Raw genomic sequence first — 20515 nt, 5'->3', positions numbered from 1 at the left:
TTTTGTCATTTGTCCAATGACTAATGACTAATGACCAATGACTTTAGAAATCTAAACCGGCTTCGCGTGCTGCATCAGCTAGGGCTTTGACACGACCATGATATAAGTTACCACCGCGATCAAAGACTACTTTGGTGATGCCTTTTTCTAGCGATCGCACTGCGATCAATTTACCAACTTGCACCGATGCGTCCCGGTTTGCACCTGACGCTAAACTAGATTTCAAATCTGGTTCTAAAGTCGATGCTGCCACTATGGTTTGATGCTGACTATCATCAATTACCTGGGCATAAATATGCTCATTAGAACGGAATACCGCTAAACGCGGACGTTCTGGGGAGCCAACAACTTTGCCACGAACGCGGCGATGACGACGGTTTTTTGATTCTCTACGAGTAAGTTTCATTTTTACTTCTTACCACCCTTACCAGTCTTACCAGCCTTACGTCTTACCACTTCACCGGCATAGCGAATACCTTTACCTTTGTAAGGTTCTGGTGGACGAACGGCGCGAATTTTTGCGGCTGTGTTGCCTACGATTTCTTTGTCATAGCCGCTGACAATTACGTTAGTGGTACCTTCGACTGCAAACTGAATTCCTTCTGGTGGTTCAATTTGCACCTGATGGCTGTAACCCATGTTTAAAACTAGGTTACGCCCTTGAACTTGTGCCCTGTAACCAACGCCTTGGATTTCCAAACGGCGCTGAAAACCTTGGGAAACTCCCTCGACCATATTGGCAACTAAAGTACGGCTCAAGCCGTGCAGTTGCTTCGATGTCCGAGTTTCATCCCGACGATTTACGTACAATATTTCTCCCTCTTGAGAGAGCGAGACATTATCTCTGAGAGTGCGAGAAAGTTCTCCTTTCGGGCCTTTCACCACAATATTCGTACCATCGATCGCCACTTGAACTTTGGCGGGAATAGTAATTGGACGTTTACCAATACGAGACATTACTTTTTGTCCTTTGTTATTTGTCCTTTGCCCTTTGTTACTTGCCCTTTGTTATTTGTCTTTTGTCCTTTGCTCAGACAAATGACCAATGACTAATGACAAATGACTAATGACCAATGACTACCAAACGTAACAAAGCACTTCGCCACCCAAGTTCTGACGACGTGCTTCGCGGTCAGTCATAATCCCACTGGATGTAGAAATAATGGCAATGCCAATGCCGCCTAGTACTCTTGGTAATTCTTTTCTATTGGAGTAAACACGCAAGCCTGGCTTACTCACTCGCTTTAAGGCGGTGATTAGAGGCTGACGATTCTTACCTTTATATTTTAGGGAAATCACTAGGTTGTGTTTTACCCCTTCTTCTGCTTCTTCAATTTCAGCAATAAAGCCTTCCTCCCGTAGCACTTTGGCAATGCTGCGGGTCATTTTTGTAGCTGGCACTTGTGTAGTTTGATGCCGCGCCAGGTTGGCATTGCGGATGCGCGTCAGCATATCTGCAATTGTGTCGTTAGCCGCCATCGTTCCCTCTATAGATGAACTTACTGATCGCGAAAGGGCATTCCTAATTCTTTAAGTAAGGCGCGACCCTCTTCGTCGTTTTTTGCTGTGGTGATGATGGAAATATCCATCCCACGCACTTGATCAACGCTGTCGTATTCGACTTCTGGAAAAATTAGCTGTTCTCTTACGCCCAGAGTATAGTTACCTCGTCCGTCAAAGCTTTTAGGGCTAACGCCGCGAAAATCTCGAATTCTGGGTAGTGATAGGCTAACTAGTCGGTCGAAAAAGGCATACATCCGCTCGGATCTAAGAGTAACCATGATCCCTACGGGCATCCCCTGACGAATCTTAAAGCCAGCGATCGCTTTTTTCGCCCGTGTCACTACTGGTTTTTGACCTGTTACTAGGGCAATTTCGTTGATGGATGCTTCCAGCGACTTCGCATTTTGAGCAGCTTCACCCAAACCTCGGTTAATAGTAACCTTTACCAACTTCGGTACTTGATGAACGTTGGTATATTGAAACTGATTGATCAGTTTGGGGACGATTGTCTCTTGATATAGAGTTTTGAGTCTTGTTGTCGCCATAGTTTTTTTTCCTGATATCCCTGGGCTTGGTCAGGGAACAAAGTTATGAGTTATGAGTTATGAGTTATGAGTTATGAGTTAAATTTAATTCCTAACTCTTAATTCCTAACTTCTAACTATTTATCCAGAATCTCGCCAGTTTTCTTGAGTTTCCTGACTTTCTTGCCTTCTGAAGTAAAGGTATAACAAACACGACTGGCAACGTTTTGCTTGGTGGAATAAAGCATCACATTGGAGCTATGAATTGGGAATTCCTGGGTGACAATCCGCCCTGATTCCCCTTCTTGCTGGGGTTTGACGTGCTTGGTCTTGATGTTGACACCTTTGACGATGACTTTACTCAGTTGGGGAAGTGCCTGGACAATTTCACCAATTTTTCCTTTGTCTTTACCAGCAATCACTTGTACGGTGTCGCCAGTTTTAACATGCATTTTGTGGAATACTTTGGGCGTACCCTGTTTGGTTGCCATTAAAGCACCTCCGGAGCCAGAGAAACAATTTTGGTAAAGTTTTTATCGCGCAGTTCCCGGGCAACTGGGCCAAAAACCCGTGTACCTCTTGGATTACCGTCTTTGTTGATAATCACAGCAGCGTTATCATCAAAGCGAATACTCATGCCACTGTCACGAGATACGGCTTTACGAGTGCGGACAATTACTGCTTCCACAACATCAGACTTTTTGACAGCCATGTTGGGTGTAGCATCTTTGACGACGGCGATAATTTTATCACCGATAAAACCATAACGGCGGTTGCCTCCACCTAAGACGCGGATGCACATTAGTTTACGAGCGCCGCTATTATCTGCAACATTTAGGTAAGTCTGGGGTTGAATCACAATTATTCTCCCTTGTGGTGTTGTTAGTTTCTAACAACGATGAGGTTTAAGCAGGCTTGACGTTCAGGACTTCTGTGATTTTCCAGCGCTTGGTTTTGCTCAGGGGTCTAGTTTCCTGAATGCGAACGCGATCGCCTACTTTACACTTATTTTCTTCGTCGTGAACTTTATATCGTTGGGTGTTAACCACAATCTTGCCGTACTTGGGGTGAGGAGCGCGGTTTTCTATGGCAACCACCACAGTTTTTTGCATTTTATCGCTCACTACCAAGCCAACTCGTTCTTTAACTGCCATAATCTCCTACTTTTCTTCTTTAGCCGATTTAATTGCTGCCCGTTTGCGTTCTGTCTCTAATGTCAGCAATTGGGCTAGGCGGTGTCGAGCCTGTCTGAACTGATGAGGCTTTTCTAATTGTCTTGTGGCTTTTTGCAAGCGCAACTGAAATAATTGTCTTTTGATTGCGACAATTTCATCAGAGAGCTTCTCATCACTTAATTCTCTAGCTTCTGAAATCTTGGGAAGAGGCATAAGCTACTCCTGCTCCTGCGGTTGAGAGCGCACAATAAACTTGGTTTTTATAGGCAGTTTAAATGAAGCTAAACGCATAGCTTCACGGGCGATTTCTTCAGAAACCCCACCGATTTCAAACAAAATTCGTCCTGGCTTGACTACCGCTACCCAAAACTCTGGCGAACCTTTACCGGAACCCATCCGGGTTTCAGCAGGACGCATGGTTACAGGTTTATCAGGGAAAATCCGAATCCAGATTTGTCCACCCCGACGAATATAACGAGTCATTGCCCGACGAGAAGCCTCGATTTGCCGGGAGGTAATCCAAGCAGGTTCTTGTGCTTGGAGTGCAAAATCACCGAAGTTGAGGGTGCTACCACGGCTGGCTAGTCCCTCCATCCGTCCGCGCTGTTGTTTGCGGAATTTAGTTCTTCTAGGGCTTAACATGATTGGCTACTGGGTACTAGGTACTGGGGATTAGGGATTGGGAATTAGGGATTGGGGATTGAGAATTCTTACCCAGTCCCCAGTCCCCATTCCTCAGTCCCCGTTTACCCTTCATTTGAGCGGTCTTCAAATTGCTGGCGACGGCGTTGTTGTTGACGACGACGGGGTTCACGTTCGCGATCGCGGGGATCGCGTTGTTCACGTTCGCGGCTTGCAGGTGGTGGCGGGGTTTCTTCCTGTCCAGGAATAATTTCTCCCTTAAACACCCATACTTTGATACCCAAAATGCCGTAAACAGTTTTTGCGGTGCAATAAGAGTAGTCAATGTCAGCCCGTAAGGTATGTAAAGGTACTCTACCTTCACGAGTCCACTCTGTCCGGGCAATTTCTGCACCGTTGAGGCGGCCGCCGACTTGGATTTTAATACCTTGGACACCAGCGCGTTGGGCACGCTGAATTGATTGCCGCACTACCCGCCGAAAGGAAACCCGACGTTCCAATTGTTGAGCAATGTATTCAGCGATTAGGTAGGCATCTGCATCAACTCGTTGAACTTCAACTACGTTAATGCGAATTTGGCGATTACTACCCAACAGTCCTTGGAGTCCGGTACGCAATGATTCGATGCCTTGTCCACCACGTCCTACTACTACACCAGGTCTAGCTGTGCGTACTTCTAAGTCGATTTGGTCGGCTTTGCGCTCAATCCGCACCTCGGAAATACCAGCATTGTTTTGAGCCTGTCTACCAAGCTTTTGTTCTATATACTGACGGAGTTTGTAGTCTTCTTGTAAAAGTTCTGGATAGCGGTCAGGAACGGCAAACCAACGGGATTGATGTTCTTGTGTAATACCCAGGCGAAAACCAACTGGATGAATTTTCTGTCCCACGAATACTTCCTCTAAAATTTTTTACTTTATTTATTCGTGTAAACGTGCTTATTTTTCTGGAGCAGCTGCAACAGCCACGGTAATATGACACGTCGGTTTGCGAATTTGGTAAGCTCGACCTTGCGCTCTTGGCTGGAACCGCTTCAAGGGCGGCCCTTGATCGGCATAAGCCTGAGTAATCACTAGTTGAGTCCGATCTAACCCAGCGTTGTGTTCGGCATTGGCAGCAGCGCTTCTGAGAACCTTCAAGATGGGTTCAGTGGCGCGATAGGGCATGAATTCCAGGATGATTAGCGCTTCACGGTAAGATCGTCCGCGGATTTGATCGAGTACCCGACGCACTTTGTAGGCCGAGATGCGGATAAAACGAGCGATCGCTTTTACTTCAGTAGTGTTAGTAGCCATAATTTTCTCCAATTTTGTCATTTGTCATTTGTCATTTGTCACTTGTCTTTAGCTAATGACTAATGACTAATAACTAATGACTACCTACCCGCTTTTTTATCGCTTTTTCCATGACCTCTGTAGGTGCGTGTCGGGGCAAATTCACCCAACTTATGTCCTACCATTTGTTCATTTACAAACACTGGAACGTGTTGTCGACCATTGTGAACAGCTATGGTATGACCTACCATTAGAGGCAAAATTGTCGAAGCTCTTGACCAAGTTTTAATAACTTCTTTTCTGTTATTGTCGTTGAGCTTTTCAATTTTTTTTAGGAGATGATCCGCAACGAAAGGACCTTTTTTTAGAGAACGACCCATATTTTTAAGTGCTGAGTTCTGATAGCGTTAGCGGGGCGTTTAGCCCGTGCTAAGTTTTGAGTTTTAGTTTCGAGTCTCAAGTTTTGAGTCTCAAGTTTTGAGTCTTGAGTTTTAAGTGTTGAGTTTGAGAATTCCACTCAGCACTCGTTACTCGGTACTCATTAAGACTCACGACCACCGCGACCGCGTTTAGAAGACTTACGGCGACGACGGACAATGAATTTGCTGCTAAGTTTCTTGCGATTGCGTGTCTTCGCGCCCAATGTGGGTTTACCCCAAGGTGTAACAGGGCCCGATCTACCGATAGGCGCTCTACCTTCACCACCACCATGTGGGTGATCCACTGGGTTCATGACGCTACCCCTAACCTTCGGACGGCGACCTTTCCAGCGATTTCTTCCTGCTTTACCTGCACTCAGGTTTCTCGCATCGGTGTTGCCTACTTGCCCAATGGTGGCGTAGCACTCGCGCCGAATTAAGCGGACTTCTCCTGAAGGCAATTTGAGAGTTACATAATCACCTTCTTTTGCCACAACTTGAGCGCTAGCACCAGCAGCACGGACGATTTGACCACCTTTACCAGGAGTCATTTCTACGTTGTGAACGCTAGTACCCAAGGGAATCCTTGATAGAGGTAAAGCATTACCATCTTCAAAAGGAGATTCGGGGCCAGAAATAATTATTGTTCCAACTTTCAACCCGTTGGGATGAAGAATGTACCGTTTTTCACCATCTTGGTAATACAAAAGGGCAATTCGGGCATTACGGTTAGGATCGTATTCAATTGCTGCGACTTTAGCAGGAATATTATGTTTATCCCTTTTAAAATCGATGATCCGGTAAAGTTGTTTGTGTCCGCCACCCCTGCGACGACTGGTAATCCGCCCGGTATTATTCCGACCTTTTGCGCGATGCTTTGAGGTAGTTAAGGATTTTTCTGGCTCGGTTTTTGTGATTTCCGCAAAGTCAGAAACTGTAACTTGGCGAGTGCTGGGGGTATAAGGGCGGTAAGAACGAGTACCCATATTTTTAAGTGCTGAGTGCTGAGTGCTGTTAGCGGTGCGTTTAGCCCGTGCTGAGTGCTGAGTCTTGAATCTTGAGCTTAGTAACTTTTAACTCTTAACTCCTAACTTTGTTAAACTTCTGGGAATAGAACTTGTCTAATCTTTTCTTCATCCCCAGGTGCGACTGTAACAATAGCTCGCTTATATTGGGGCTTATAACCGATGAATTTACCAACGCGCCGCTTTTTACGTGGTGGTAAGGTGGTGTTGACTTTTACAACCTTGACCTGGAACAAGTCTTCGATCGCAGCCTTGATTTCTGGCTTAGATGCCTTTGGAATTACTTCAAAGGTATACTTATTCTGTTCCATCAAGATAGTCGCCTTTTCGGTGACTATTGGGCGACGTACTAAGTCGGCAAGGTCGCGGGGGTCAAAGCTAGGCACTGTAGACCTCCTGAATTTTTTCTAGGGCTGATGCCGTAACTACAATTTTGTCAGCGTGCAGTAAATCAAAAACATTTAGCTGGTCGGCTGCAATAAGTTTTAAATTTTCAATGTTGCGGGCTGACAAATAAACATTATCTGTATCCGCGATTTCAGACAAAATTAACAGTGCCTTGCTTTCTGGTGCTACTCCCCAACGGGTAAGCGCTGCCACTAAGTCTTTAGTCTTAGGGCGAGATAGCTCGGTGCTAAATTCTTCTACTACGATCAAGTCGTCAATGCGACTAACAAATGCTGTCCGCAGTGCTAAACGTCGCTCTTTGCGGTTCAATTTGAGGTTAAAGTCTCTGGGTTTTGGCCCAAAGATCACACCACCACCACGCCACAGTGGTGAACGAATAGACCCTGCACGAGCGCGACCAGTACCTTTTTGCCGCCAAGGTTTACGACCGCCACCTCTAACTTCCGAACGAGTTTTTGTACTGGCGTTTCCTTGACGAGCATTGGTTAATTGCCGTACTAAGGCGCGATGCACGATATGGGACGCTGTTTCTTCTTTGGCAGTACGCAACTCGAAGGTCGTCTCACCGACCTGTTCTCCTTGCCAATTTTTAACTACGCTTTCAACCATCTTTGTTATCTGTCCTTTGTCATCTGTGAGCCACTGCGGTCTTGGGGTCTTCCCAAGTGGAGTATGTGGCGTCATTTGTCATTGGTCTTTTGTCATTTGTCCTTAGCCAATGACTATTGACTAATGACTACTGACTACTGACCCACTACTTTTGCAGGTACAACACTTACTAGAGCGCCTGGTTTACCAGGAATAGCTCCCTTAATTAGCAATAAATTGCGTTCTGCATCAACTCGTACTATGGTCAGCTTACGGATTGTGATGCGTTTACCACCTAAACGTCCTGCCATCCGCTTACCTGGATAGACACGACCTGGTGTTGTACCAGCACCAATAGAACCGGGCGCTCTGTGGTTTTTGGAACCGTGTGACATGGGCCCACGACCAAAGTTGTTGCGCTTCTGGTTTCCTGCAAAACCACGACCGATGCTTGTGCCGATTACATCGACAATTTGACCTGCACTAAAAATATCTGCTTTAATCTGTTGACCTAAAGCATAATCACCAGAACTTTCGGTGTGATATTCATTTAGGTGACGCAATGCTGGAGCAGATGATTTAGCCAAATGACCCAGTAATGGTCTATTCAGCGACTTTGGTTTAACTTCGCCAAAACCAACTTGAATGGCAAAGTAACCGTCGGTTTGTTTAGTTTTAACTTGTGTAACAGTGCATGGCCCTGCTTGAATGACAGTCACAGGAATGGCTACTCCTGCTTCGTCAAATATTTGGGTCATGCCCAGCTTGGTGCCGAGAATACCTACAGACACAGTAACTGGTTCTCCTTTCTACTTGCTGACCTTGGAATTGGACTCTAGAGGACACGCTTTGTACGCATCAATTTAGGCTGGGTTAGCCTACGAAATTTGGAATGGTTTCAGTAAACCAATCCAAATGCTTTGGGACACAACAAACCGTGTCCGTACTGCTTGGTGAATCTGTTTAGCTTCACTCAATAGATCACCAGAACAGCTACAAGTTTCTTCCCGTTTGGAAGGAGTAACTTCTGGAATCAATGCAAGGCGCTACAGTTTTAAACTGTGTGCAGCAATGCTTTCGTCCAAGCAATTGCTCTGGCACTTTTTGGAGGCAGCGCTGTCGGCGGGTTTTCCGATTTGTATACGCCCTAATAACGGTTTCCCGGAGGTTGGCTACTGCCGTGTTGCAGTTGGACTTAAGCGGTTTTACCGCCCAGTATCCGTTAACTGAGACTGACGTAATGCCATGAAACCAACATTGCTGCTCAGTCTTACTTCCTTAAATACCTTAAACTATTGTTTAAGATTTCGCCGCTTTTTCAGAGGCACAGGAGTAAATTTACCTTGGAGTTTAGGATTCGCTTTTGTTGTTTATCCATAAGCTCCAATGTTGACCCGAAAGCTTTACTAGTTTAGCAGTCTACGATCGCTCTGAGTCAAATTATCCAACTTGGATTTAAGTCATCAGCTTTTGATGCTAACACTATCTCAGAATGACAGTAAAAAAGCTATATAATTGCGTTTTTGGTCACAATCTAATAGTATAAATTATTTATTTATGTTTGTCCAGTAGTTTATAGAGTTATTTTTGGGGAATGGGGGAGAAGAATTAATGACAAATGTTCCATGCACAAATAAAATGCTTTTAATCTAGCGGTTCAGGGTAAATAATAGAGATATCTAAGTGGGATAAGACTAAAATCTATGGCACTAATAACCACTGGCAACGGTTTAATCCGCGATCTGGAAAAATTTGGCGCTCTTGGGGTGTATGTACCTTTAGAAGGGGGTTATGAAGGTCGATATCAGCGCCGACTACGCGCTGCTGGCTATACCACCCTTCACATTACTGCAAGGGGACTGGGCGACGTAGCTGCCTATCTCACAAGAATTCATGGAGTTAGACCTCCTCATCTTGGTAAGAAAAGTACTGGTAGTGGTGCAGCAGTAGGTCATGTGTACTATTTGCCCCCAATTATCAGTTCTCATCTAGAACAACTACCACCAAAATCAAAAGGGCTGGTCTTGTGGATTATTGAAGGGCATATTCTTTCCAATGAGGAACTTGAGTACTTAACGAATTTGCCTCAGCTAGAACCACGAGTGAGAGTAGTAATTGAGAGAGGAGGCGATCGCGCCTTCCGTTGGACTTCTCTAGAAAAAACTCTGTTAGCCAGTTAGTCCTTATGTTATTAGTCATTAGTCATTTGCTTATAACTAATGACTTAATATTAAATCAGCATTTCAATAATGCTGATTTAATTAAGGCTTTAAAAAATTACGAATTACGAATTACGAATTACAAATTATTTTAGTCCTGTTGATGAGCGAATTTATACCCACCCCACAAAGAAAATGCGATCGCAATTACTAATAAAATCGGTATGCTATACCAAGGAAACTGAGATAAGGGTAAATGAGCAGCTGCACGCAATCCGATGCTGGTGTAGGTTAACGGTAACAGATAAACTACGACTTTTAGGGCAGCTGGTAATGTCCCAGGATCAAAGAAAGTTGCACCTAAGAATGACATGGGAATTATTATAAAATTGTTGTAGAGTCCGACAGATTCGAGCGATCGCACACTCAATCCTACAATCACCCCTAATCCAGCAAATACTGAACAATTCAGCACCACCAACAGTAAAAATAGTGGGTTGAGGAAATTCCAGTTTCCAGTCAACAGTACCGCTATCAAAATCACGCAAGCAGATGTCATCAGCCCCCGCACTACTCCCGCTAGCATTTTTCCAATATGCAATGCTAAGGGATGTATGGGAGTTAATAACAATTCCTCAAAGGTTTTGCTAAATAATCTGTCTCCACAAATCGAAAATGTCGTTCCACCAAAGCTTATCGTCATCGACGATAGTGCCACCATTCCGGGTAACATAAATTCCAAATAGTTATTATAGTTACTATTAATCCCTGAGCCAGGTTTGATGGAACTACCCAAACCTAAACCAAAAGCTAAAATATATATTAGTGTAGATACTAGCCCTGATGCAGCAATTTGTACTATTCTTACACGTAAATCTAACCAGTCTCCCCAAAAAATAGTCAGACTATCAGCTAGGAGAATTTGAAGTTGTGAAGTTTTGAACCTCTTATTCGAAAATAGCGTTTTTTGATATGTCACGTGCTTTCTACTACTTATCAAAATTTCATTAAGTGTTAATTTACATTCTTTGACACGTAAATTACTAGGAGCAACAGAAATATCTCCTATTAAAAATTAAAAATTAACCACAAAATCTAGATAATCTAAGCATTTTGGTTATATTTACAATTTAGGTAAAGCTGACGGGGCGACAAAGATGGCTAGTACCGCTTCATGTAATTAGTAACGAGCCTCTCTACGAGACACTACACATAGCTTTCTCCCCGTAGGGTTACGAAGACTCGCCACCGCCAACGCAAACGACACAAAGAAAGAAATAAGAAGCCAAGAAATTTGGTGCAGCCTCACAAATAAATGGTATTGCCTCTCAAAACGAAGATATAAAGAGTTCCTGCCTTTTGCTTCTAAACTCGTCGCTTTATACTTAATTCAAAAAGAGCCTGCTGTATAATTTTTAACTATTAAGTGGCGATTTAAGTATGAATGCAATATGTTGTACTGACATACATTTGTGTGCGAGTCTGGGAAGATTCTTCAATGCAGAGACGCAAATTAAGGAAGGGAAATGTCGAATTTTGATCTAGTTATTCAGCTATTTTTGCAACTCACAGTTATTTTAGCTACTTGTCGCATCGTCACCATTTTAGGACGGCGCTATCTTGGTCAAACCGATGTTGTTTGCGAAATGATTGCAGGTGTGATGCTAGGGCCATCACTTTTGGGATTGATTGCACCGGATTTTCAGCAATGGCTTTTCCCCAAGCTTCCCATAATCACTGCTGTAGGAGTTAAGATACCCAATCCATCAATGTCGATTTTATATGCTATCAGCCAGATTGGGTTGGTAATTTATATGTTTTTGATTGGTTTAGAGTTCAACACCAAACTCTTAAAACATCATATCAAAAGTGCAAGTTTGCTATCTGCTGCTGGGATTATTACTCCTTTTATTTTAGGAGCGATCGCATCTTTTTGGTTTTATCACAATGGTGATTTCTTTCAACCCAAAGTTATGCCTTGGTCAGCGGCTTTGTATCTAGGTGCATCGATGACAATTACAGCATTTCCGATGTTAGCTCGTATTCTTTACGAACGCGGTCTTACACAAACCCGTTTCGGTACTTTGGCTTTAGGTGCAGCATCAGTAGATGATGCTGTTGCTTGGTGTCTGCTGGCGATCGTTTTGGCTAGCGTAAAAAATTCTTTGAGTATTGCCATATTAGCAATTGGTGGTGGTATTTGCTACGTGCTATTTGCAATTTTTCTCGGTCAACCTCTACTGAGAGCATTTACACGCATGACAAAACGTGATGCAGGTGTAAACAGACAAACTCTGACTTTGATGTTGATAATTTTGATGTTTTGTGCATGGTTTACTGATATCACAGGTATCTATGCAATATTTGGTGCTTTTGTATTGGGAGCAGTGACACCACGCGGAGAATTTGCCCAACAAATTCGTCAATATACTGAGTTTTTAACTACTTCTTTTTTGCTACCAATATTTTTTGTCTTCTCTGGACTAAATACTCAAATTGGATTAGTCAACACGCCCACTTTGTGGGGAATTACGCTGTTAATTATTGCGATCGCAATTCTTGGCAAAGGTATTGCTTGTATGCTGGCTGCAAAATTGGCGGGAGAAAATTGGCGTGAATCTGCAACTATCGGCGCTCTGATGAATGCTCGTGGTTTGATGGAATTAATCATCCTCAATATCGGTCTTGAACAAGGTATAATTACCCCGACTTTATTCACTATAATGGTTATTATGGCAGTTATTACTACACTTATGGCATCACCACTAATTGCCTTTTTATTGCACGGCACAAGCTATGATAATTTTTCTACTTAAATAAATATAAATAGAAAATTTAAGTGCAAATTTACTGATATTAATTACATAGGGACTGAGTAAATTTATTCGCTTAAACTCTAGCGATATCTAACAAAACTGACATTTTATAGTCTTTTAAAGAATCATCTGAGAGAAACCAGATAGTTAATTGTGAGGAAACCATGCACATAGTTATTCTCGTTCTGGTTGAAGTACTGATTGTTATTGGACTTTCACGGCTAGTAGGGCTAGGATTCCGTTCCATTAAACAACCTTTGGTAATTGGTGAAATTGTCGCTGGGATTATGCTTGGCCCATCCTTGTTTGGTTTAGTTGCTCCTGATGTAGCAGTTACCGTATTCCCACCAGAAACTTTTCCTTTTTTAAATGTTTTGTCTCAGGTGGGACTAATATTTTTTATGTTTCTGATTGGACTAGAACTAAATCCAAAATATCTCAGTGGGCAATTAGAAGTAGCAGTTTTAACTTCTCATGTCAGCATTTTAGTGCCGTTTTCTTTAGGGACATTGCTAGCAGTAATCCTTTATCCCCTAGTTTCCAACGCTAGTGTATCCTTCACCGCCTTTGCTTTGTTTTTAGGGGCAGCAATGTCGATTACTGCCTTTCCGGTGTTAGCACGAATCATTACTGAAAACAATTTACAAGGAACACGTTTAGGAACATTGGCGTTAACTTGTGCAGCCGTGGACGATGTGACAGCTTGGTGTGTGTTAGCAGTAGCGATCGCAGTAGCTAGAACTGGTGACTTTGCTGGTGCTATACCCACAATTCTCGCCAGCATCGTCTACATCGGCTTGATGTTGACGGCGGGACGTTGGTTGCTCCAACGCCTTGCCAAACACTACCTGCGTGCGGGACGACTCAGCCAATTACTGCTAGCTGGGATTTATATGGCGGTGGTTGCGTCAGCGCTAATTACCGAACTAATTGGTATTCACTTAATTTTTGGGGCATTTTTACTGGGAGCAGCCATGCCTAAAAACGAAGATTTAGTTCGGGAACTGGCTGTAAAAACCGAAGATTTTGTCTTGATATTTTTGTTACCAATATTTTTTGCCTACAGTGGCTTAAAAACACAGATTGGCTTGTTGAACCGTCCAGAATTGTGGCTTTTGTGTGCGTTGGTTTTAGGAGTGGCGATCGCAGGCAAATATATTGGTACTTATGTCGCAGCCCGTGTTAGTGGCATTAGTAAACGCGAAGCCTCAGCACTCGGTTGGTTAATGAATACTCGTGGTTTAACCGAACTGATTGTACTAAACATTGGTCTAGAGTTAGGGGTGATTTCCCCCTTAATATTTACCATGCTGGTAATTATGGCATTGGTAACTACATTCATGACCTCGCCACTGCTGGAATGGACATATCCGAAGAAGCTGATCAGGTTAGATGTTGTAGAACCGGAGTCGGAAGCAGAAACAGGTATAGACACCTCTGCTGTCAGTGAACCTTCGCCTCATCCTTTCCGAATTTTAGTACCAGTGGCTAATCCAAGTACCCAAAAAGGTTTAGTACAGTTAGCAGTAGCTTTGGCGCAGCCGGCCGTCGGTGCTGCTCTCAATTATCGATATCCTGCCATTGTTAATCCCCTCAGCCTGATTGAATTTCAAGAAGACTACGCCTTTGAAAGTACTCCAGTTGAAGCAGACCGATTAATCGCCCAGCGTCACCGTCAGTTAGAAGAATTGATTAATACTCTCGAACCGCCAGAAACTCGTTCTTGTGTGCATCCTATAGTTCGTATATCCAGTAATGTTGCCCGCGAAACAGCACAGATTGCCACATTAGAACAAGCTGATTTAATTCTCGTGGGCTGGCATCGGCCAGCTTTTAGTAGTAATCGTTTAGGTGGACGAGTCGGACAAATGCTTACTACTGCACCAGTAGATGTAGCAGTATTTATAGATAAAGGCAAAGAGCGATTAGAAAATTTACTCGTACCTTATTCTGCAAATATACATGATGATTTAGCACTAATACTAGCTCTGAGGCTGCTAATCAATGGCGAGACTTGTATGTTGCAGATATTACAGATAGTGCCAAATCATACTAGGGAAGAATTGAGTTACGAACTACACACGATGATGGAACAATTGCCCACCAGTGTACGCGATCGCATTGAAATCAAAATTATCGAAGCCCCAGAACCAATCCAAGCTGTAATTCAAGCCTCGGAAGGTGTTGATTTAACTATTGCTGGTACTAGCCGCGCTTGGGGTATTGAGCGCCAAACTTTGGGAAGATATACAGATCAACTAGCGATCCAATGTCGTTCTTCCCTGTTGATTACTCGCCGCTACAGTCAAGTCAGTGCCCACCTTGCCTCTATGCTTCCTGAAGTTAGTAGTCAAGAGCCAACCATTGAGGAATTGAAATTATGAATCATTTCAAGTTCAAATCCTTGGCTTTTTACGCAGTAGCGATAGGTTCAGTACTACTGTTGTTTAGAACTGTAAGTGTTTATGGGGAAAACAATCTTAAGGCTCCTTTGCCAGTTAACGGTCGCTATCGTCTAACCTTGTCAGAAAATTTGCCGAACTGTGAAAAATCGGATACTCTAACGTTAAACATTCAGCAGTCGGGTATTTACTTAAATGCCTCTGTATTACCGGCTAACGCTAAAGCCGATACTGATGATAAGCACTCTCTGGCAGGTATCTTCAAAAATAAACAGTTAAATTTATCTGGAAAAGTTGGTAGATCAATCCTTTGTAATATTCCTCGTCCCCAAAACGATCCTCTGAATTCAGTCACAATTCAAATGCAACTTGTTGATAAAGGTAATGTGACAGGTCAATTAAGCGTAAGTGGCATTCCACAAACTCTAAAATTTACCGCTGTGCCTGAAAAAGCTGAGGAAAAATCTCAAAAGTTATGAATTGGGGAGTGGGAAGTAGAGTTTAAAGGGCGAAGAAAACAGCAATGTGAGCGCATTGTATGGGTTTTATGGAGCAGATAAAAATAATGGATCAAGGACTAAAGACTAGGCAATTTTGCCAATGGCGCAAGCAGCTATTTAGTATCAGTCTATTAAGCTTTTGTGCAGCGATCGCCCTCGAACCTTGCACTACTGCTGTTACACCAATAGCAAAGCTAGATAAGTGGCGGTTTTCCCCAAAAACACAACAACTTGAAATCACTCTCTCAGCAGGTACAATCCCTCATTATTTCTACTTAGCCCAACCCTCTCGCCTTGTTGTCGATTTACCTAATACTAAGTTGGGTAAAGTTTCCACACAACAAAATTATTCTGGAGCAATCAAAAGTATTCGCGTTTCTCAACTGAACGAGAAGGACACACGCATTGTCTTAGATTTAGCACCAGGGATTGTTTTTAATCCCAAACAGGTACAACTGCAACCCGTTTCCCGAAAAAATTCCACTCGTTGGGTATTACGTCCGGTTAGTTATGGTAAAACTACTGCCGTGAAACCAGGAAACTCCCCATCTTCACCCAAGAAACAACCTCAAACACCATATCAACCACAACCGCCTAGCAACCTACCTGTAACCACTACTAATTTACAAGCGCCCTTACTCACAATTCCGCCTATATCAAATAACCTACCCTCAACAATTACTAATAACTCAGCACAGCCTTTTGTCACTGTACCTCCCCTAACTCCGAATACATCTTCTCAACAACCTGCTTTGATTCTTCCCCCTGCCTCTTTCTCAACTCAAACTAATAACTTGAATAACATTCCTCCTTCGGGTCTATCGGAATCTCCAGTTCCGACAAACCCCAATGTTTCCAATCCCCAGGTAATCGAGTTTGGTCAGCCCCTTCCTAAAAATAGATAGGGAGCAGGCGAAACAGGGCGACAAGAGTTAATAACCAATGCCCCATTCCCAATTCCCAATTCCCAAATCTAAAATCTATCAGTTTCTTGAGGTGTTCCAACTGCTCCAGGTTGAGCCGTAAAGAAGTTTTGAGCAGCTTCATTTTGATATATACACCTAATATCAGGTTGGCCACTGTCCAAGTTACCTGTGAATCCGAAGGTATTTAGACGATTTTTGCAATCTCTTACCTGATCGGATGTAACCAGTTTACGGTTCTCTAAAAGTGCCCAGTTATTTTGTCGAATCACGCATCCAGGACGCATACTCGGTTGGGCAACATAAACATTAAAAGGGTTGAGAGTAACAAACAGTCTAGCGTCCATCACCATCGCGCTAGCTCCGTACTGGACACAAATTTCAGGGTTTGGTGCTTTGGTATCAATAAATTCACGGGAAGCCACATTTGATGGGGCCAACGTGGTTGTAGAACTAAAAGCAATACCAATTCCAATTCCCAAAATTAACACTCCTCCCATAATTGCGATGGTGAAGAGGTTAAACATAGGGGATTGGAAAATAGAGGGTTTAGAAGTAGTAGCCGATCTACCAGTGGTTTTACGTCTCATTGTTGCTTAATCACCTTCACGTCGATTTTTTAGGGAGTGGTCTAAATTTTCTTCTCTCTTTTCAGTATGCCTAGTCTGGACTGTAATTGCCTGCAATTTTCTTTGCGATCTTCTTGTTAATTGAGAAAAATATCAAATATCTAAATTATAGTGTGTGTAAATAATGAAAAGTTTGGTAGTTATAGGATTACTATTTGATTTTTGAACCAAATTAGGTATTGTAGAGTGTGTTAGAAGAGAGTTCGTAACGCACTATTATCACGGGTTTGATGCCGTACTCTTTGCGCTCACATCCTACGGATATTTTCTCCAAATCAAACCGGATTCCTATATAAATTTAGGGTTAAGCCCTGATTACGAGCTAATATCAATTTTACATTGTTTATCATATATCTGAAAGCTTTCTGTTCGGTGCTTTTCACCAGGTAAATTGCTTGAGCATTAAATGAATTATGGCTATATAAATGAATATTTTGGTTGTCTCAAGCAGGATTTCATAATCTTTACTTAATCATTAGCATCAATTAAACATACTTATTAGTTTTCTCAACAAGTTAATTAATTAAAACAACAAAATCTTTTGTATTTTTTGTAAAGTGTGATCAAACTCCACAGCTAGCGATCAACTTTTTTGTGATATTACAACCACTCTCCACCCCGGAAACGCCAACGGAGAAAGATAATTCGCATCAGGCTTTGTGAACTAATAAAGACTGTTAGCCACACAATGCTATAGTGCAATAAAAAAACTGCTAATGGTAATTCTTCTTTAGGTAAAGGTATTGGCAAAAAACCAAACAATTTTACTCCACAAAATACAAATACTAATTCCCATATCCCTGCTAAAAGTTGATAAGCTGCGGGCCAATCCCTGTCCCAGCGAGATTTTTGCAGATAGTTATAAAGCACATCCCAACCTAAGCCAAATATGGCGACATAAGCAAGTATCCAGAAATAAACCGAGTTAGCGCCAGGGCCAATCCAACCCATTGCAAAAGGTAAAGATACGAGTACGCCCACTGTTGCAAGTAATAATAATCGAGTTTGCCAACGACCAAATAAAGTTGGTGTCATAAAATTGATGAGTTAGGAGACGCGATTAATCGCGTCTGTACAATAATTAGGAGTAGAAACCCTATTAATCTAGTCTGTTAGAGTTTTTATAGATTGATTGTAAAAGGATGTTATGTCTACTTTCGTTGAAAATTTAGCAAGATTGTGGTGCTTTTTGTGAGTATGGCAAATATAAGGATATAGGCAAATGCGAAAGCACCAACATATCTATATTATTAAGATGGTTTCAGATGATAATTAAATTGAGAATGATAAGCTGCATTGGCAAAGCTTACTGAGTGTATTGCATCCCAATTTATCACATCTTCTAACAAAGCTTGATAACCGAGTGTATTGGGATGAAGGCCATCTTCACTCAAGTGTTTGAGCCGCCAATTTTCACCACGTTCCATCCACTGCTCAAAAATATCCAAATAGGGAATCTGCCTTTTGGTACAAGCAATTCGAGTTGCTTCTTTATAGCGGTACTGATCAGTATGATTATAGTAAAAACAATCCAAAAATGGCATCTTGGTTTCATCTACTGGCACCATGCCTACAAATAACACAGGGCAGAGTTGCTGTGCTAAATCTAGCAGAGAGGCAATTTCTTTTTCAAATAGGGTGAAATCTGTGTAACTTCGCCCATCACGACGCGCTAACCGCGCTGAGTCATTCACGCCTACAGATAAAATAATCAAGTCGGGGACACGATTTCGCAGTTCACCACGATGGCGAAATTCAACTTCTAGTCTTTGTGCTACTTGTTGCGTGCGATCGCCTCTTACCCCTAAATTATAGAGAATGTGACCAGGGCTATCCGGCAACATCCACCATCGCCGTAGTTGCTCGATCCAGCCTCCCTTTTCTGGATCGCCGAATCCATAAATTAAGCTGTCCCCCAGTGCGACAATCTTCATTGGCTGAAAGTGATTTGGTGGTACAGACAGCTGCATTGAGGAAGAAGCTAGAAATGTGTGCATTTAACAACTATATTTTATATCTTTACAAGATTCTATACATTTCTATACCATAGATGGCTATACTTAATGTCTAAGCATCTATGAGTTTTCTAATTTTTGATATAGTTGCAAGGTTAATATTGTCGTAGTTGAGACTCAAAACGACTAGAGCGATCGCACCACGGATTCATGCAAAATAGCTCTCAAACTCCTATTTTATCAGTATTTTTTGCGCTTTTGTGGCATCTTATGGCAAGCTGCTTTGCATATACGTTATTCCTTAACTCGTGCGTAAGTTCTATTTATTTTAGATGTGAATAGGTGATGGTTACAATAGCTTATACTTAAGCAATTTGCCAAATAAGTGCGAGAATTAAATAGTGAAGGGCAAGTTCGCATATAGCATATATTAATATTTGCCTACAGTGCTGTAGAAACGAGAAATATCATAAAATTAATAGTTTTGATTCCTAATCAAAGGGATTTTTGGTGGAGTTTTTTTTATTGCTGGGTGAGTATTCAGAGCAATTCATCGCTTCTTCTGTGAGAACAATAGAAGGATTTACCGCACATTTTAGATAATGATTATTAGAATAAAAACGGCAGTTCTTACAGGGAAGCTTGTGTAATTTGTTGACGGTAAAAGACATTTTATTATTTAAAAATGCCCGAATTTTTTGCATGATTACGAAAAAAGCTATCCAACCAATTATAAACCCAACAGGAGATAAAGATACCGCTATATCAGGGATAGTTAATTCATGGGTTTGTGCTTGCTCGTTCTTTTCTCCACTCTTTACTACTTGATATAAATTACTATTGGCTAATATAGTTTTTTGCAAGATTTGCTCGTGATACATATTTTTTACCTTTTGCTATATGTCTTTAATGCCTTGATTTTTGAATGCTAGGTGAATAATTAGTTATTGCAGAAAATTTCAAATTTATTACTTTTCCATCGTCATTATGTTAATTAGGCTCTTGATCTGGAATATGAATATATGATTCTTGATTAAAAAATAAAAGTCAGTAACTTTTTAAAAAACTTTGATTCTACCCAATCTTCACAAATGTTTAAAATTTTCTATCTTAAAGATTTAGATATCAAGGGATGTGAGTAAAAAAGAATATATGTAAATTATGTTTGTTGATATATATTGTTTAATTCATAAGAAATTACTACATAGACTAGATTTCATTAGCAGGAATTTAATTTTAATATTTGCAAGCTTTGCAAGCTTTTAATTATAGGTTTAGCAAAATAAACCCTCAGCTATATCTGCCAATAGTTTTGCTTGTAATTTGTGAGTTATATATCCAAGGGAAGAAATTAGATAATTGAGTTAAAAATAAATATTTTTATGTTAAAATATATCCATCTAAAAATATTTATGAAATTTTCTAATAGATATTAAAGCTCAATAAGAATACACTTTGATTTTTGAATATGCTATAGGAATCATATTTGATTTCTAAAAAATCTAAGTATTTGTAGTGGACTGACACAGCTAAAATGTTGCATTAGAACTAACAGATTCCTCCTCCTCAAAAA

At 41.7% G+C, this 20515-nt stretch carries 26 protein-coding genes; 5 read left to right on the top strand and 21 right to left on the bottom strand.

The genetic code is table 11. From position 1 onward, the window contains the following. Nucleotides 1-43: 43 nt before the first annotated feature. The 16 genes from rplR to rplC form a co-directional block, all read right to left on the bottom strand. The gene (rplR, locus tag RMZ41_RS30610; protein ID WP_094328454.1) at nucleotides 44-406 is read right to left on the bottom strand and encodes a 50S ribosomal protein L18; all 363 of its coding nucleotides are present in this window, start codon (nucleotides 404-406) and stop codon (nucleotides 44-46) included. A gap of 2 nt (nucleotides 407-408) precedes the next feature. Then, nucleotides 409-957: a 50S ribosomal protein L6 gene (gene rplF / locus RMZ41_RS30605; protein ID WP_322640437.1), complete on the bottom strand. Its 549-nt coding sequence runs from the start codon at nucleotides 955-957 to the stop codon at nucleotides 409-411. Between the two features lie 120 nt (nucleotides 958-1077). Further along, nucleotides 1078-1479, bottom strand: coding sequence for a 30S ribosomal protein S8 (rpsH, locus tag RMZ41_RS30600; RefSeq protein WP_012410712.1), 402 nt, complete (start codon nucleotides 1477-1479; stop codon nucleotides 1078-1080). A gap of 20 nt (nucleotides 1480-1499) precedes the next feature. Further along, nucleotides 1500-2048 (bottom strand): 50S ribosomal protein L5, encoded by a 549-nt coding sequence (rplE, locus tag RMZ41_RS30595; RefSeq protein WP_322640438.1) that lies wholly within the window; start codon nucleotides 2046-2048, stop codon nucleotides 1500-1502. A gap of 116 nt (nucleotides 2049-2164) precedes the next feature. After that, complete coding sequence (gene rplX, locus RMZ41_RS30590) at nucleotides 2165-2518, bottom strand: 50S ribosomal protein L24 (protein ID WP_012410714.1); 354 nt, start codon at nucleotides 2516-2518, stop codon at nucleotides 2165-2167. Further along, a complete protein-coding gene (rplN, locus tag RMZ41_RS30585; protein WP_012410715.1) occupies nucleotides 2518-2886 on the bottom strand; it encodes a 50S ribosomal protein L14 in 369 nt (122 codons plus the stop codon). The genes rplX and rplN overlap by 1 nt, the downstream gene beginning before the upstream one ends. A gap of 46 nt (nucleotides 2887-2932) precedes the next feature. Then, on the bottom strand, nucleotides 2933-3181 hold the full coding sequence (gene rpsQ, locus RMZ41_RS30580; RefSeq protein ID WP_094328457.1) for a 30S ribosomal protein S17: 249 nt from the start codon (nucleotides 3179-3181) through the stop codon (nucleotides 2933-2935). Between the two features lie 6 nt (nucleotides 3182-3187). Further along, on the bottom strand, nucleotides 3188-3415 hold the full coding sequence (gene rpmC, locus RMZ41_RS30575; protein WP_322640439.1) for a 50S ribosomal protein L29: 228 nt from the start codon (nucleotides 3413-3415) through the stop codon (nucleotides 3188-3190). A gap of 3 nt (nucleotides 3416-3418) precedes the next feature. After that, entirely contained in the window at nucleotides 3419-3844 is a 426-nt protein-coding gene (gene rplP, locus RMZ41_RS30570) for a 50S ribosomal protein L16 (RefSeq protein ID WP_229450956.1), read from the bottom strand. A gap of 104 nt (nucleotides 3845-3948) precedes the next feature. Continuing rightward, on the bottom strand, nucleotides 3949-4734 hold the full coding sequence (gene rpsC, locus RMZ41_RS30565) for a 30S ribosomal protein S3 (RefSeq protein WP_322640440.1): 786 nt from the start codon (nucleotides 4732-4734) through the stop codon (nucleotides 3949-3951). Nucleotides 4735-4782: 48 nt separating this feature from the next. Next, nucleotides 4783-5139 carry a 50S ribosomal protein L22 gene (rplV, locus tag RMZ41_RS30560; RefSeq protein WP_069070777.1) on the bottom strand — a complete coding sequence of 119 codons (357 nt, stop codon included), beginning with the start codon at nucleotides 5137-5139 and terminating at the stop codon, nucleotides 4783-4785. An 80-nt stretch (nucleotides 5140-5219) separates the two neighbouring features. Continuing rightward, complete coding sequence (rpsS, locus tag RMZ41_RS30555; protein WP_012410721.1) at nucleotides 5220-5498, bottom strand: 30S ribosomal protein S19; 279 nt, start codon at nucleotides 5496-5498, stop codon at nucleotides 5220-5222. A 161-nt stretch (nucleotides 5499-5659) separates the two neighbouring features. After that, complete coding sequence (rplB, locus tag RMZ41_RS30550) at nucleotides 5660-6523, bottom strand: 50S ribosomal protein L2 (RefSeq protein WP_094342452.1); 864 nt, start codon at nucleotides 6521-6523, stop codon at nucleotides 5660-5662. Nucleotides 6524-6633: 110 nt separating this feature from the next. Then, the gene (locus tag RMZ41_RS30545) at nucleotides 6634-6948 is read right to left on the bottom strand and encodes a 50S ribosomal protein L23 (RefSeq protein ID WP_094328461.1); all 315 of its coding nucleotides are present in this window, start codon (nucleotides 6946-6948) and stop codon (nucleotides 6634-6636) included. After that, the gene (rplD, locus tag RMZ41_RS30540) at nucleotides 6941-7579 is read right to left on the bottom strand and encodes a 50S ribosomal protein L4 (RefSeq protein ID WP_322640453.1); all 639 of its coding nucleotides are present in this window, start codon (nucleotides 7577-7579) and stop codon (nucleotides 6941-6943) included. The genes RMZ41_RS30545 and rplD overlap by 8 nt, the downstream gene beginning before the upstream one ends. A gap of 134 nt (nucleotides 7580-7713) precedes the next feature. Next, nucleotides 7714-8349 carry a 50S ribosomal protein L3 gene (gene rplC / locus RMZ41_RS30535; RefSeq protein ID WP_322640441.1) on the bottom strand — a complete coding sequence of 212 codons (636 nt, stop codon included), beginning with the start codon at nucleotides 8347-8349 and terminating at the stop codon, nucleotides 7714-7716. Nucleotides 8350-9261: 912 nt separating this feature from the next. Here rplC and RMZ41_RS30530 point away from each other — a divergent pair. Continuing rightward, nucleotides 9262-9738, top strand: coding sequence for an NAD(P)H-quinone oxidoreductase subunit N (locus RMZ41_RS30530; protein WP_322640442.1), 477 nt, complete (start codon nucleotides 9262-9264; stop codon nucleotides 9736-9738). A gap of 130 nt (nucleotides 9739-9868) precedes the next feature. Here the strand turns inward: RMZ41_RS30530 and RMZ41_RS30525 are convergent, their stop codons facing one another. Beyond that, the gene (locus tag RMZ41_RS30525; protein WP_322640443.1) at nucleotides 9869-10696 is read right to left on the bottom strand and encodes an ABC transporter permease; all 828 of its coding nucleotides are present in this window, start codon (nucleotides 10694-10696) and stop codon (nucleotides 9869-9871) included. 547 nt (nucleotides 10697-11243) lie between these two features. Here RMZ41_RS30525 and RMZ41_RS30520 point away from each other — a divergent pair. The 4 genes from RMZ41_RS30520 (at nucleotide 11244) to RMZ41_RS30505 (ending at nucleotide 16340) form a co-directional block, all read left to right on the top strand. Beyond that, the gene (locus tag RMZ41_RS30520) at nucleotides 11244-12533 is read left to right on the top strand and encodes a cation:proton antiporter (RefSeq protein ID WP_322640444.1); all 1290 of its coding nucleotides are present in this window, start codon (nucleotides 11244-11246) and stop codon (nucleotides 12531-12533) included. A 164-nt stretch (nucleotides 12534-12697) separates the two neighbouring features. Then, a complete protein-coding gene (locus RMZ41_RS30515; protein ID WP_322640445.1) occupies nucleotides 12698-14917 on the top strand; it encodes a cation:proton antiporter in 2220 nt (739 codons plus the stop codon). Next, a complete protein-coding gene (locus tag RMZ41_RS30510; protein ID WP_322640446.1) occupies nucleotides 14914-15414 on the top strand; it encodes a hypothetical protein in 501 nt (166 codons plus the stop codon). The genes RMZ41_RS30515 and RMZ41_RS30510 overlap by 4 nt, the downstream gene beginning before the upstream one ends. Before the next feature lie 86 nt (nucleotides 15415-15500). Next, nucleotides 15501-16340, top strand: a complete 840-nt coding sequence (locus RMZ41_RS30505) for an AMIN domain-containing protein (RefSeq protein ID WP_322640447.1) — start codon at nucleotides 15501-15503, stop codon at nucleotides 16338-16340. 68 nt (nucleotides 16341-16408) lie between these two features. On the opposite strand, the gene RMZ41_RS30500 is transcribed toward RMZ41_RS30505, so the two are convergent. The 4 genes from RMZ41_RS30500 to RMZ41_RS30485 all read right to left on the bottom strand — a co-directional run bounded on the left by RMZ41_RS30500 (nucleotide 16409) and on the right by RMZ41_RS30485 (nucleotide 19823). Next, the gene (locus RMZ41_RS30500) at nucleotides 16409-16948 is read right to left on the bottom strand and encodes a DUF3172 domain-containing protein (RefSeq protein ID WP_322640448.1); all 540 of its coding nucleotides are present in this window, start codon (nucleotides 16946-16948) and stop codon (nucleotides 16409-16411) included. Nucleotides 16949-17587: 639 nt separating this feature from the next. Further along, entirely contained in the window at nucleotides 17588-18022 is a 435-nt protein-coding gene (locus RMZ41_RS30495; protein WP_322640449.1) for a hypothetical protein, read from the bottom strand. 215 nt (nucleotides 18023-18237) lie between these two features. After that, on the bottom strand, nucleotides 18238-18984 hold the full coding sequence (locus RMZ41_RS30490) for a GDSL-type esterase/lipase family protein (RefSeq protein ID WP_322640450.1): 747 nt from the start codon (nucleotides 18982-18984) through the stop codon (nucleotides 18238-18240). Nucleotides 18985-19433: 449 nt separating this feature from the next. Further along, entirely contained in the window at nucleotides 19434-19823 is a 390-nt protein-coding gene (locus RMZ41_RS30485; protein WP_322640451.1) for a hypothetical protein, read from the bottom strand. Between the last annotated feature and the right edge of the window lie 692 nt (nucleotides 19824-20515).

Origin of the sequence: Nostoc sp. DedVER02, assembly GCF_034530675.2 — a bacterium.
In the GTDB taxonomy this organism is placed as follows: domain Bacteria; phylum Cyanobacteriota; class Cyanobacteriia; order Cyanobacteriales; family Nostocaceae; genus Nostoc.
The sequence above is the reverse complement of the archived record's forward strand: the minus strand, read 5'-3'. Positions and strand labels throughout refer to the sequence as shown.